Here is a 13,375-nt window from a genome sequence, read left to right as displayed (position 1 = left end):
GGCTTGGCTTGAGACGATGCTTTCGTCATGATAGCAGAGACCACACTGGCCTACCCCCATAAGGAGAAAAAAGATGCGCCTGTTTGCTACCGAAACCAGCCCTTACGCCCGCAAAGTCCGTATGGCTTTGCTGGAAAAAAACATTTCCTGTGAAGTGGAGTGGGTTAATTTGCGCGCTCCCGACCACGCCGCTTTATCTCATAATCCCCTGGGTAAAATCCCCGTGCTGTTGCGCAATGATGGTTCCGCAGTCTACGATTCCGCAGTGATCATTCAGTATCTGGAACTGCTGCGTCCCGACCCCGCCATTATTCCCCGGGACCCGGAAGCGCGCATTGAAACCCTTCGGGTGGAGGCACTGGCCAGTGGCATCATGGATTCGACCATTGCCTGGGTGTTGGAGCAGCGTCATACCGCCGAATGTCAGAATCTGAACATGTTGCAACGCGCTCGAAGCAAGGTGTCCACGGCGCTGGCGATGCTCCAGGAAGAAAGCAAGGCCTGGAAAGATGCGGCGAATGCCCCTGTACTCAGTCTGTCGCAAATCGCCTCGGTGGCTGCCGTAGGCTATGTCGACTTGCGGGCTCCGGACTTTCTGGTCCAGTTTCCCGATCTGCTGGCCTGGATGCACAGCATGCGTTTGCGACCCAGTGTCAGCGCGACGCTGCCCCAATAATGTCCATGAAAATAGCCAGCTGGAATGTGAACTCGCTCAAGGTGCGTCTTCCCCAGGTGCTGGAGTGGTTGCATGAAAAATCCCCGGATCTGCTTTGCCTTCAGGAAACCAAGCTGGCGGATGAAAAGTTTCCCGTCGCCGAACTGGCGGCTGCGGGTTACCATGCCCTTTATCATGGGCAGCCGACCTACAACGGCGTGGCAATGCTCAGCCGAATAGCGCCAGAGGATGGTCGATGTGACTGGCCCGACGGTGGCGATGGACAAGCCCGTTTGTGTGCGGGCACTTTTGCGGGTATTAGGGTCGTCAATGTCTATGTACCCAACGGTCAGTCTCTGGAGAGTGACAAGTATCCCTACAAACTGCAGTGGCTGGAGCGTCTGCGCGCGCTGGTAGCCAGCGAACTGGAGCGGTGGCCGCAATTGCTTCTGGTCGGCGATTTCAATATTGCTCCCGATGACCGCGATGTATTCGACCCGGTGGCCTGGGGCGAGGATGTGCTTTGTTCCCCCCGGGAGCGGGCCGCTCTGGCGGCGCTGCTGGGTCTTGGATTACTGGATAGCTGGCGGCAAATGCACGGTGATCTCCAGGAGTGGAGCTGGTGGGATTATCGGGCGGCGGGTTTTCGCCGCAATCGGGGGTTGCGCATTGATCTGATTCTGGCCTCCACTGCTTTATTGCCTGTCATTCGGAATGTGGTCATTGACCGCAATGCCCGGGCGGCGGAACGACCATCGGACCATGCCCCCGTCTACATCGAGTTGCAGGAATAGACATGATTGGCATTCTGCTGGTCAATCTGGGCACGCCGGAAGCGCCTACGGCGCCGGCGGTACGTCGCTATTTGCGGGAGTTTCTCAGTGATCCACGAGTGGTAGAGTTACCCCGGATTATCTGGTGGCCCATATTGAACGGGCCGATTCTGACTTTTCGCCCGGCGCGTTCCGCCCGAAATTATGCCAGCATCTGGATGCCGGAGGGATCTCCTCTGCTGGTCTACAGTCAACGTCTTGCGGAAGGGCTGCAAAAATATGCGGATACCCACTTTCCGGGGCGTTTGCGGGTAACACCGGCCATGCGTTACGGAAAGCCCTCCATACGGCAGGGGCTGGCGGAATTACGCCAGTCAGGATGCGAGAAAGTCCTCGTGGTCCCTCTGTATCCCCAGTACGCCGCTGCCACAACGGCTTCCATATTTGATAAAGTGGCGGCGGAATTTCGCGCCATGCGGGAAATTCCGGAAGTACGCATGCTGCGCGACTGGCATGCTCACCCCGCCTATATCCAGGCGCTTGCCGACAGCGTCAGAAATTGGTGGCAGGAAAACGGCCGCGCCAAAAAACTGCTCATCTCCTTTCATGGCTTGCCGCAGCGGTCTATCCAGCTGGGGGATCCTTATCGTCAGCAGTGTGAAAAAACCACGGCGCTACTGGTGCAGGAGCTGGGTTTGCAGCAGGGGGAATGGGTGCGAACCTTTCAAAGTCGTTTTGGCGCGGCAAAATGGCTGGAACCCTATACGGATAAGACGCTAACGCATCTGGCGAAAGAGGGGGTCAAGGAGGTGGATGTCCTTTGCCCGGGGTTTACCGCCGATTGTGTGGAAACGCTTCAGGAAATAGCCCAGGAAGGGAAGGAAACTTTTTTGAGCGCGGGCGGCAAAGCCTTGCATTATATTCCGGCGCTGAATGATAATCCCTTATGGATAAAGGCGTTTTCCGAGATTCTTGCGCCTTCATGGCAAGGCTGGGATGCTCCGGAAAATTTTGCCGTTTCTGCCCAGTCAGGCTAGAATTTCCATAAATCAGTCTCACCCCTCCAGCCCTCATCTATAGGACGCGCCATATGATCATCAGCAAAGACAAGGTAGTCACCATCGACTATTCCCTCACCGATGAAGAGGGGGAGCTGATTGACAGCTCCGTAGGTGAAGAACCCCTCATTTATCTGCACGGACATCACGGCATCATTCCCGGCCTGGAGCAGGCCCTGGCCGGTCATCGTGCGGGTGACAAGGTCGAAGTGTCCATTCCTCCGGAAGAAGGTTACGGAGATTGGGACGAAGATCTGGTGGAAGTAGTGGCCAGGGAAGATTTTGATGACCCGGAAGAACTGGAAATCGGGACACAATTTGAAACCGAGACGGACGAAGGTGCGTGTTTGGCCACGGTCATTGATATTGAAGGCGAAGATGTCACCGTGGATCTGAACCATCCATTGGCGGGCATGACCCTCAATTTTGATGTCACGGTTCTGGATGTGCGCGATGCGACGGCGGAAGAGCTGGCCCATGGTCATGTGCATGGTGAGCACGGTCACGAGCATTGATCGGAATCTTGTGCCGCTGGCAGAAAATCGACTGCTGACCGCGGCCTATCGTCTGGGATGGGCTAGCTGGCCAAGATGATGGGCTGCCATAGATGCAAAAACATCCAGGAGCATGGATGTCGTGAGGTAAACCCATGCGCGCTTTGGGCTTGATGTCCGGGACCAGTGCCGATGGGGTGGATGCCGCCGTGCTGGATCTCGCCGCTCCCCGGGAGCAGGCTTATGTTGGGGTGTATAGCCAGACTTTTTCCGCGCCCTTGCGGGACATGATTCTCGCGGCCAATGGCCCTTTGCCGGTGGAACAGATGGCCAGACTGGATCGTCATCTGGGAGCCTGTTACGCGGAAGTGGCCCAAGCCGCCATTGCCCAACTGGGTCCCGTGGATTTCATCGCCCTGCATGGTCAGACCATCCGCCATCAGCCACGCGCTGAACCGGGCTTTACCCTGCAGATTGGTTCGGCCGCCGATGTGGCCATAGCCACCGGGTTGACGGTGGTCCATGATTTTCGGCAGGCCGATGTGGCTGCGGGGGGGGAAGGTGCGCCTTTGGTTCCTCCCTTTCATCAATATCTTTTCCAGAGTGATCAGGCCCGCTTGATCCTGAATCTGGGGGGGATGGCCAATCTGACCTGGATTCCAGGCCTGGGCGATTCCCGTCCTCTGCAGGCTTTTGACAGCGGTCCTGGCAATGTATTGCTGGATGCAGCAGCGCGGATGCTGAGTCGTGGTACTGTCAACTGCGATCTCGATGGCAGTTTGGCTGCCGCCGGAAAAATTCAGGAAAAGCCTCTGGCGCTGTGGCTGAATCATCCCTACTTTCGGCAAATTCCACCGAAAAGCACGGGCCGGGAAAGTTTTGATGAGCAGTTGGTCCGCAGTTGGTGGGCCGACTGGGCCTATGCGGAGACGGACTTTGTGGCAACTATCACGGCACTGACCGCGCGCAGCGTAGCTGACGCACTGCGAAACTGGACGCCGGGGGCCAGTGAACTCCTGGTTTTTGGTGGCGGTGCCGAAAATCCCACCCTGGTAGGCGCTTTGCAGGCAGTTTTGCCGGAGTTGCCGGTGCGTATCGGCGCGCCCAACAGTGGAATTCCTGTCCAGGCCCTGGAAGCCCTGGCCTTTGCCTGGCTGGGTGGGCAATGCTTGCTGGGCAGAACCTTGCCCTATGCACAGGTGACGGGTGTCCGTCAACCGGTAGTGCTGGGTAATATCCTGCCCGGCAGAAACTGGTCGAAGCTGCTGGGCCTGCTGGCCGCTCCTGCTGAGGCTTGCGCAGATGGTCACTGATCCAGAAGCTTTGTCACCAGAAGAAAAGTGGCATCCTGGCGGTGAAACCGCCGTATACGGCATCGTGGGTGATCCGGTAAAACACAGTCTGTCGCCCTGGATGCATCGCCTGTTTGCCGCGCAACGGGGGCTCGACACGGTGTATGTTCCCTTCCCGGTCAGGACTGCGGCTTTGCCCAAGGCCTTGGAAGGGCTTGCTGCCGCAGGGGTGCATGGCCTGAATATCACCGTCCCCCACAAGGAAGCCGTATTGTCGCTGGTGGATGAACTCAGCCCTGAGGCGCGACAAATCGGGGCCGTCAACACGATTCATTTCACGGCGGGGCGCAGTTTCGGGAGCAATACCGATGCACTGGGTTTTCAGCGCGCGCTGGAACGTGGCGTTGGAAGTGACTGGCGCGCTGCACCGGTACTGGTCATTGGCGCCGGGGGGGCGGCCAGGGCCATTGTCTATGCCCTGGGAAGCGCTGGTTGTCCGGCCATTTATGTGGCCAATCGGCATCCTGATCGGGCTGAAAGGCTGGCTGGGGAATTCGCGCGCTTTCCCTTGCATCCCCTGCCCCTGGAGCGAAAAAGCCTGGCCCGGATTTTGCCGCAGGTCGGCTTGCTGGTGAACACCAGTGCCTTGGGCCTGCACGGAGAAAGTCATCCGGAGCTGGATCTGGAATGCTTGTCAAGTCATGGCAAAGTTTACGATATCGTCTATAACCCCTTGGAGACCCCGTTGTTACGGACTGCCCGCCAGTGCGGGCGGGACGCAATGGACGGCTTGGGCATGCTGGTGGAACAGGGAGCGGAAAGCTTCCGCATCTGGACCGGTGTCTTACCCCAGACCCAGCTTGTGGAGGATACATTACGGCGATGGCTGCAAACCCGGAACAAATTGCTTTAACGCCCGTACTGCGGGCGCTGGTCAGTCATGGGCTGGGTAATGAAGTGCAATTGGTGCATCTTGCCAGTGACCCCGCGCGCGGCAAGAAGCCCTTATTGTTTTATGCGGTTGAAAAAGGGGTGGTTTCGGCCCCTGCGCTGATGGCCCATTTTTCCCAGCGCTACAACATGCCCATGCTCGATCTGGAGGCCGTCATCATTGACGAGATGCTGCTGCGCCGGGTCGATAAGCATCTGATGAGTCGCTACCTGGTTTTGCCCTTGTCCAAGCGTGGGGACACCCTTTATCTGGCCATGGCCGACCCCACCGATTTCAAGGCGGTGGAGGACATCAAATTCAACACCGGGTTGCAGGTGGTACCTATCCTGGTAGAAGCCGACAAGCTGATGCGGGCGGTACATCTTGCCCATAATGCCGGCACGGGTATTGAAGATATTTTCCTGGACAAGGCCAAGGATGAGGCCGATGCGGATGCCCAGGAAGAATTTGATCTCTCGAAGGACAGTGATGGAACCGTCGAGGATGCGCCGGTGGTGCGTTTTGTCCAACAACTGCTGCTGGATGCCATTCAGCGGGGCGTGTCGGATATCCATCTGGAACCCTATGAAAAGGATCTCCGGGTACGTTATCGTCTGGATGGGGTTTTGCAGGATGCGTTGCATCCACCCTTGGCTTTGCGTGATGGTATTACTTCCCGATTGAAGATTCTTTGTCGTCTGGATATTTCCGAACGTCGTTTACCCCAGGATGGCCGTTTGCGGGTGCGGGTACCCCCTGCCCGGGTCATTGATTTTCGGGTGTCTTTCCTGCCCACCAGCTTCGGAGAAACCATTGTCCTGCGCTTGCTGGATCCCGCCAGTTCCAAGGTACCCATAGAACAGCTCGGTTTTTTGCCGGAACAACGCAAAGCCTTTGAAGAGGCCATTCATCGGCCCTATGGCATGATCCTGGTGACGGGGCCTACGGGCTCGGGTAAAACCACGACGCTGTACACGGCGCTGAATATCCTCAATACGGGTGACTGCAATATCAGTACGGCAGAAGATCCGGTGGAAATTCCGGTGTACGGGATCAATCAGGTGAATATCAATGAACGCATCGGTTTGAATTTTGCGGCAGCACTGCGTTCATTTTTACGCCAGGATCCGGACATCATCATGGTGGGTGAGGTACGTGATCTGGAAACCGCAGAAACCGCCATCAAGGCGGCGCAGACCGGCCACCTGGTGCTGGCTACCCTGCACACCAACGACGCTCCCCAAAGTTTGACGCGTCTGGAGAACATGGGCATCCCCACCTACAATATCGCCGGCGGGGTACATTTGGTCATGGCCCAACGTCTGGCCCGCAAGCTCTGCAGCCAGTGTAAAAAACCGGTTCGTATTCCGGACCAGGCGCTGGTCGAGGCGGGCTTCCATGCCGAGGAGTTGCCAGGCTGGCGGCCCATGGGACCGGTGGGTTGCGATGCGTGCAATAAAACCGGTTACAAGGGGCGTATCGGACTCTATCAGGTCATGCCGGTCAGTGATGCCATGCGTGAAATCATCATGCGGGGAGGGACCGCCCTGGATCTGGCCCGACAAGCAGCCAGCGAGGGGGTGCTTACCATGCGCCAGAATGGCTTGCGCCGAGTCCAGGAAGGAGTGACGAGCCTGGAAGAGGTGTTGCGGGTCACCAACCTGTGATGGTTTGCTGATGTGGCACAAAAATACCGGCGTTCATGACTTCTGAGTCTCTCCAGCAGGATGGTTCTTGGCGTCGTTTATGGGGTGTATCGGCTTATCGTCTGCTGATTGCGGCAGCCATTGCCGTGCTGGTGCAGCTGCCCTTCGGTGCGCGCATTCTGGATCTGGGACCCCGCTTGCGTCCACTGAGCCTGGTTTCTCTCTGGGCGGCCGGGATGAGTCTGTTCTATCTGCTGCTCCTGTTGATGAAGCTCCCGGATCAATCGCGCTGGCATGTCTGGCTGCAGGTGTTGGTGGATACGATTCTGGTATTGCTGCTTCTGCATTATGGCGGTGGTATCAGTGGCCCATTCAGCATTCTTCCTTTTCTCTTGCTGGTTTCCGTAGCCAGTTTGCTGCGTGGCAAGGGCGCCTTTTTATTCGTCTGGGTTTTGTTGCTGCTGCTGGTTCTGGAATCTCTTCAGGGGGGGGATGGCCGGCGTGCACCCCCTTTTCGGCCAGTTGTTTATTTATATTCTGGCGTTGGTGGCAGTGGCCGTACTGGCCGATAGTCTGGTACGCAGTCTGGATCGGGGCAATCGTCTGGCCTTGCAGCGCGATCAGGAGCTTTTCAACCTGAACAGGTTGAATCAGGAAATCGTTCAGCACATGGATGTGGGCGTATTGGTATTGGACAAACATAATCGGGTCATTCTGAGCAATCCCCTCGCCCGCAAGCTTACGGGTTATCGGTATTGGGGAAACGTGCCCGTCGCCATCGATCTGGTGCAGGCCCGGCTCGCTGCCATGTTGATCAGGCATCAGAGTAGTGACGGTGAGGTACTGGTCCCCCTCGGTTCTGACGATCCGGCTTCCAGGGATCGCACGCCGTCTTTGCTGGTGCGCAAAATTACGCTTCCCGAGAGTCCCTATCGACTATTGCTCCTGCACGATGCTTCGGCTTTGCGGACCCGGGAGCGTGAGGCGCAACTGGCCGCTCTGGGACGTCTTGCTGCCAATATCGCCCACGAAATTCGCAACCCTCTGAGTGTCATTCGCCATGCGGCCAATCTGCTGGACGAAAATCTGGAAAATACGGGATCCCGTCATTTGTTTGAAATACTGGAAAGGGAAACGGTGCGGATTAACCGTATTGTCGAATCGGTCCTGGAAATGGCCCGGCCGGGACCTGCCCATCTTGAACCGATCGCCTTGGCCAACTGGTTGCCGAAACTGATCGTCCAGCTGCAGGCGGATCCACAGTTGGCGGAGATCCATGTGCTGGTTGAGGATATTCCAAGCAGCTTGCTGGCTTATGTCGACCCTGCCCAGTTACGCCAGGTTATCTGGAATCTGTTGCATAATGCGGCGCAATATGGCGGTGATGCAGATGGGTTGCTGCGCATGGAAATCAGTGCCGGACGCGTTGGCAAAAAACAGATTATGCTGACGCTACGGGATTTTGGTCCGGGTATCCCGCCGGAGGTCATGGATCGCATTTTTGAACCCTTTTTTACCACCAACTCTCGGGGTACCGGGCTGGGTTTGCCCATGGTGCGTGAGTTGATCAGCATGAACGGCGGGCATGTGCTGTGTGAAAATCATGCCGAGAGTGGTGTGATGTTCAAAATATTTTTACCTTGCTGGAATGTGAACGAGGAAGATGCATGACGACGAGCCGATCTGCTCCTTCTGCGCTGGTTGTGGATGACGAGCCCAATATCGTCGAATTATTACGCATTACCCTGGAAGGGATGGGGCTGGAAGTGTCTGGTGCCCACTCCCTGGCCGAAGCCCATGGGTGTCTTTCCGCAGGACTCCCCTCTTTGGTCTTGAGTGATTTGCGCCTGCCGGATGGTTCGGGTATTGATCTGGTGCGCCGTCTGCACGAGGAACATCCCCAGCTTCCGGTGGCGGTCATTACCGCCTATTCATCGGCCGATGGTGCTGTCGAAGCCATGCAGGCAGGGGCTTTTGACTACATGTCCAAACCCATTGAGCTGGTGCGCCTGCGGCACCTTGTAGCCCAGGCCCTCAAGCTGAGCAATCCACAAAATGCAGAGCACGATGCTACGGACAGGCTGGTCGGGCGTTCTCCCCTGATGCAGCAATTAAGAGAAGATATTCGCAAGCTCGCGCGCAGTAATGCTCCCGTACATATCACTGGTGAATCAGGCACCGGCAAAGAGCTCGCAGCCCGGGCCATTCATGATTCCAGCTTGCGCCATGACAAGCCTTTTGTGGCAGTGAACTGTGGCGCGATTCCTGAAGGCTTGATCGAGAGTGAGTTGTTTGGGGCCGAAAAGGGTGCCTATTCCGGGGCCACCCGGGCACGCCAGGGACTCTTCCAGGTGGCGAATGGCGGTACGCTTTTTCTGGATGAAATTGGCGAGTTACCCATGTTGATGCAGGTCAAATTACTGCGTGCCATTCAGGAACGGGTGATCCGCCCCCTGGGCGGGACGCGGGAAATCTCTCTGGACCTGCGCTTTATCTCGGCGACCCATCGTAACCTTGCAGCCATGGTGGAAGCCGGGACCTTTCGCCAGGACCTCCTGTATCGCCTGAATGTCATCCAGCTACATGTTCCCCCTTTGCGCGAGCGACTGGAAGACATTCCCCAACTGGTGGATGTCATTCTTCAGCGGATGAACAGGCAGGGAGACCGGAGTCCGGCGACCTTGGCTGAAGGCGCAATGACCAGACTGCTGGAATATGATTTCCCGGGTAACGTGCGCGAGCTGGAGAATTTACTGGAGCGCAGTCTGGTCTTTCCGGATAAGAATATTCTGGAAACCATCCCGGCAACCGCCCGGGTTGAGGCTCAGCCTCCAGTTCCGCGCGTCCCCAAATCGGAATCTGTTGTGGCGCGGGTTCTGGATGATGCTGAAGCTGCTTTGCTGTGCAGCATGCTTGAAGCGGCTGCCGGAGATGTCACTGTGGCCGCGCAGCGGTTGGGGCTATGCCCACAATCATTTACACTCAGACATGCGCGTAGCTTGACAGGAAGCCTCGGATGACCCCTCTTTTCCCAGTGGCGGGCTATGGCTTGGTCGGACTGTTCGGGCTGCTGATCGGCAGTTTTCTCAATGTGGTGGTGCATCGGGTTCCCCGGCGCGAATCCGTCATTCGTCCGGCCTCCCATTGTCCGCACTGTGGTCATGTGCTGCGTGCCTGGGAGAATATTCCCATCCTCAGCTGGTTGCTGCTGCGCGGCCGCTGTCATGATTGTGGCGGTCCGATTGCCTGGCGCTATCCGGCATTGGAGCTCATGACGGGCATCTTCAGTGTCGTGGTGGCCTGGCAGTGGGGATTCCGTTGGTCGCTGATCCCGGCCCTGCTTTTCACCTGGATATTGTTGGCCTTGACGCTGATCGATCTGGAAACCCAACTCCTTCCGGACCGCATCACCAAACCCGGCATGCTCCTCGGGCTGCTCATCAACGCATCTGCCTTGTTTTGGTCAGGGCTGGCCCTGACGACACCCTGGAATGCGCTGCTCGGCATGGTCCTGGGTTATGGCAGTCTGTGGCTGCTGGCTACCGGTTATCTGAAAATGACCGGGAGACATGGCATGGGCGGGGGTGACCTCAAATTGCTCGGCTTGATTGGTGCATGGCTCGGCTGGCAGGCGGTATTTCTGACCCTGTTTATCGCCGCTCTCAGTGGAGGCTTGGTGGCCGTGGCTTTTCTGCTGGGCGGGAAGGGCCGGGATTATGCCATTCCCTTCGGACCCTATCTGGCCCTGGGGGGCTGGCTGATGCTGCTCTGGCCCCATGAAATTGTGCAGGGCTACCTGCATTTGCTGGGGAGTTGATTGACCATGCGCATAGGGCTGACTGGTGGCGTCGCCAGTGGCAAAAGTACCGTTGCGGAGATGCTGGAGGATTTGGGTGCCCATATTCTGGATGCCGATCGTCTGGCACGCGAGCTGGTAGAACCGGGCCAGCCTGCTCTGGAAGCCATCGTCCAGCACTGGGGTTCCGAATGTTTGCAGGCCGATGGTTGTCTGGATCGTGCGCGCTTGCGAGCTCGGGTATTTGGCGATCCAGCCGCCAGAAAATGGTTGGAAGCGCTCTTGCATCCGCAAATTCGCCAGCTTTTTCTGGAGCGCAGCCAGCAACTGCAGAACAGCCGGCCAGAAGCGATCATCGTCTGGGTGGTGCCGCTCCTGGTCGAAAACCATTACCAGCCATTGCTGGACCAGATTCTTGTGGTTGATTGTCCGCGTCCGCTCCAAATTGCCCGTCTGCGGAAGCGCCCCGGTTGGTCCGCCGAGCAGATAGAAGCGGTGCTGGCAGCGCAGCTGCCGCGTGCGCAGCGTAATGCTGCGGCCGATTATATCATCCACAATGAAAAAGACCTGAGCAGCTTGCGCAAGGCGGTGCTGGATTTCTGGAGCATCCTCCATAAAGGTCATGGATTTGCCTAGAAAAATTGTCTGTGGCACCCTGTCCCATGGTGCCCGAAGATGGTGCACTTTTTGCTGTCCTTATGGGCGGCGAGTATGGATAACAAAGGACTGGCATGGCAGTTTATGAGCATCCCCTGCATGAACGCGCCCGATTGCTACTGCGATTGGAGAGCGTTTTTGCCCAGGTGCAACGCATTCATGAGACGGATCTCCGCCAGGCTCTGCGTCCGTACATTGAACTGCTGGATTTTTGTGCTCGCCCCGAGCTGCGTCTGGATCTGATTCTGGAGTTGGAGCGACTGGGGCAAAGCCTCAGTCGCTGGTCCCAGAGTCCGGAGGTGGCTGAAGGCCCCCTGCAGGCTTGGCAGTTTCGCATTGATCAGCAACTGAAAATGCTGAGAGAGCACCGAGAACCTTTCGGAGAAGTGCTGCGGCATCAGGAAATCATCCAGCTGGCGCGGGGGCGTATGGGGGTTGCCGGTGGTCTGGCCGATTGTGATTTGCCGCTGCTGGCCTTTTGGAATCAACAGGCACCCGAACGTGCCAGAGCCCTTCTGGGAAGCTGGGTGGAGGGTCTGCAACTCTTGCAAAGCAGCATGGATTTGATTCTGGCCTTGTTGCGGGATTCCTGTGCCTGGTCGTCCGTGGCAGCTCCGGAAGGGCGTTATGGCTCTGCCCTCGATCCGCGTCGCCCGCCTTCGTTGATCCGCCTGGAAATAGCCGATCAACTCGATTGTTATCCCAAAATCAGTGGAGGTATTCATCGGTTTCACATTCATTGGTTGCAATGGTTGGACCACGGGCCCGCTCGCGCGATAGAATCCACCATCGCCTTCAAACTGGGCCTGAGTGCTCTGTAAGCTATTCCATTCATTCAGCGGCTTTAAAGGATCTGCGCATGCATATTGGCACTACCCTGACACAATTCATTACCGAGGAAACGCGACGTCATCCCGAGGCTTCTGGCGATTTTGCGGCACTTTTGAATGACCTGGCGGTTTCCTGCAAATTCATTGGCGCCCAGGTGTATCGAGGAGCATTGGTGGGGGCGCTGGGTAGCGCCGGTACCGATAATGTGCAGGGTGAAGTGCAGAAAAAGCTCGATATCATTTCCAATGACGCCATCTTGCATGCCATGGACTGGACCGGGCATCTTGCAGGTATGGCCTCGGAGGAAATGGTTGATCCCTATCCGATTCCCAACAATATTCCCCGGGGCAAATATCTGTTGCTCTTTGATCCTCTGGATGGGTCCAGCAATACCGATGTGGGGATCAGCGTCGGCACCATTTTCAGCATTCTTCGCGCGCCGGCGGCGGGGCAAGATGCGAGTCTGAAAGATTTTCTGCAGCCCGGTGTGGAACAGGTCGCGGCGGGCTATGCCTTGTACGGTTCCAGCAACATGCTGGTGTACAGTACCGGGCAGGGCGTCAATGGCTTCACCCTGGATCCCTCCATCGGCGAGTACATCCTCACCCACCAAAAGATGCGTATTCCCGAAGACACCCAGGAATACGCCATCAACATGAGCAATCAGCGGCACTGGCAAAAGCCAGTCCAGCGCTATATCGAGGAACTGAATCAGGGCACGGAAGGACCGCGCCAGAAAAATTTCAATATGCGCTGGGTGGGCTCCATGGTGGCCGATATCCATCGTATTCTTTGCCGGGGCGGCGTTTTCCTGTATCCCTTTGATCAGAAGGACCCCAAAAAACCGGGTAAGCTGCGCTTGCTCTACGAAGCCAATCCCATGTCCTATCTGGTTGAACAAGCGGGTGGTGCGGCCAGTACCGGAACTACCCGCATCCTGGAAATTCAGCCCGAAAGCCTCCATCAACGGGTTCCGGTGATTCTGGGTGCCAAAAATGAAGTGGAGCGGGTGGCCAGTTACCACCAGGGCTGATGGATGGCTCGGTACTAAAAGGCTCCCGCTTGCGGCGGGAGCCTGCATGAGGCTGTGCCCGGAAATTCCCGGGCTGGTCCAGGCTTCTGTAAATTACAAGCTTAAATATTTTAATGCCTGGATATGCTGTCAGGTAGTCCGGAGTACTTGAGAAATTCTGGACTTCGGCTATATAAATGGGTATGCGGCTTCGGGAAGGGTGTTGCCGG

Annotated in this window: 14 protein-coding genes; all 14 read left to right on the top strand. The window is 57.0% G+C overall.

The genetic code is table 11. The features are described 5' to 3' along the window. Positions 1 to 73: 73 nt before the first annotated feature. The 14 genes from ACJU26_RS14835 to ACJU26_RS14770 all read left to right on the top strand — a co-directional run bounded on the left by ACJU26_RS14835 (position 74) and on the right by ACJU26_RS14770 (position 13,166). Complete coding sequence (locus tag ACJU26_RS14835; RefSeq protein WP_414040370.1) at positions 74 to 676, top strand: glutathione S-transferase N-terminal domain-containing protein; 603 nt, start codon at positions 74 to 76, stop codon at positions 674 to 676. Next, positions 676 to 1,449: an exodeoxyribonuclease III gene (gene xth, locus ACJU26_RS14830; protein WP_414040369.1), complete on the top strand. Its 774-nt coding sequence runs from the start codon at positions 676 to 678 to the stop codon at positions 1,447 to 1,449. Before ACJU26_RS14835 ends, xth begins: the two co-directional genes overlap by 1 nt. Positions 1,450 to 1,451: 2 nt before the next feature. Beyond that, on the top strand, positions 1,452 to 2,465 hold the full coding sequence (gene hemH / locus ACJU26_RS14825) for a ferrochelatase (RefSeq protein WP_414040368.1): 1,014 nt from the start codon (positions 1,452 to 1,454) through the stop codon (positions 2,463 to 2,465). Between the two features lie 53 nt (positions 2,466 to 2,518). Next, positions 2,519 to 3,001: an FKBP-type peptidyl-prolyl cis-trans isomerase gene (locus ACJU26_RS14820; protein WP_414040367.1), complete on the top strand. Its 483-nt coding sequence runs from the start codon at positions 2,519 to 2,521 to the stop codon at positions 2,999 to 3,001. A 134-nt stretch (positions 3,002 to 3,135) separates the two neighbouring features. Then, positions 3,136 to 4,293, top strand: coding sequence for an anhydro-N-acetylmuramic acid kinase (locus tag ACJU26_RS14815; protein WP_414040366.1), 1,158 nt, complete (start codon positions 3,136 to 3,138; stop codon positions 4,291 to 4,293). Then, positions 4,283 to 5,185, top strand: a complete 903-nt coding sequence (locus ACJU26_RS14810) for a shikimate dehydrogenase (protein WP_414040365.1) — start codon at positions 4,283 to 4,285, stop codon at positions 5,183 to 5,185. Before ACJU26_RS14815 ends, ACJU26_RS14810 begins: the two co-directional genes overlap by 11 nt. Then, positions 5,155 to 6,870 carry a type IV-A pilus assembly ATPase PilB gene (gene pilB / locus ACJU26_RS14805; protein ID WP_414040364.1) on the top strand — a complete coding sequence of 572 codons (1,716 nt, stop codon included), beginning with the start codon at positions 5,155 to 5,157 and terminating at the stop codon, positions 6,868 to 6,870. The genes ACJU26_RS14810 and pilB overlap by 31 nt, the downstream gene beginning before the upstream one ends. Positions 6,871 to 6,905: 35 nt before the next feature. Then, a complete protein-coding gene (locus ACJU26_RS14800) occupies positions 6,906 to 7,421 on the top strand; it encodes a hypothetical protein (protein WP_414040363.1) in 516 nt (171 codons plus the stop codon). Next, positions 7,342 to 8,520, top strand: coding sequence for a two-component system sensor histidine kinase NtrB (locus tag ACJU26_RS14795; protein ID WP_414040362.1), 1,179 nt, complete (start codon positions 7,342 to 7,344; stop codon positions 8,518 to 8,520). The genes ACJU26_RS14800 and ACJU26_RS14795 overlap by 80 nt, the downstream gene beginning before the upstream one ends. Then, entirely contained in the window at positions 8,517 to 9,869 is a 1,353-nt protein-coding gene (locus tag ACJU26_RS14790) for a sigma-54-dependent transcriptional regulator (protein WP_414040361.1), read from the top strand. Before ACJU26_RS14795 ends, ACJU26_RS14790 begins: the two co-directional genes overlap by 4 nt. After that, a complete protein-coding gene (locus tag ACJU26_RS14785) occupies positions 9,866 to 10,666 on the top strand; it encodes a prepilin peptidase (RefSeq protein ID WP_414040360.1) in 801 nt (266 codons plus the stop codon). Before ACJU26_RS14790 ends, ACJU26_RS14785 begins: the two co-directional genes overlap by 4 nt. A 6-nt stretch (positions 10,667 to 10,672) precedes the next feature. Continuing rightward, entirely contained in the window at positions 10,673 to 11,281 is a 609-nt protein-coding gene (gene coaE, locus ACJU26_RS14780; protein WP_414040359.1) for a dephospho-CoA kinase, read from the top strand. 95 nt (positions 11,282 to 11,376) lie between these two features. Continuing rightward, positions 11,377 to 12,123, top strand: a complete 747-nt coding sequence (locus ACJU26_RS14775) for a cell division protein ZapD (protein WP_414040358.1) — start codon at positions 11,377 to 11,379, stop codon at positions 12,121 to 12,123. A gap of 38 nt (positions 12,124 to 12,161) precedes the next feature. After that, positions 12,162 to 13,166: a class 1 fructose-bisphosphatase gene (locus ACJU26_RS14770; protein ID WP_414040357.1), complete on the top strand. Its 1,005-nt coding sequence runs from the start codon at positions 12,162 to 12,164 to the stop codon at positions 13,164 to 13,166. Positions 13,167 to 13,375 lie beyond the last annotated feature (209 nt).

Source organism: Acidithiobacillus sp. M4-SHS-6 (assembly GCF_047421495.1).
Classification (GTDB): Bacteria; Pseudomonadota; Gammaproteobacteria; order Acidithiobacillales; family Acidithiobacillaceae; genus Acidithiobacillus.
Note: the sequence above shows the minus strand (reverse complement) of the source record. Positions and strands in the feature narration are given on the sequence as shown.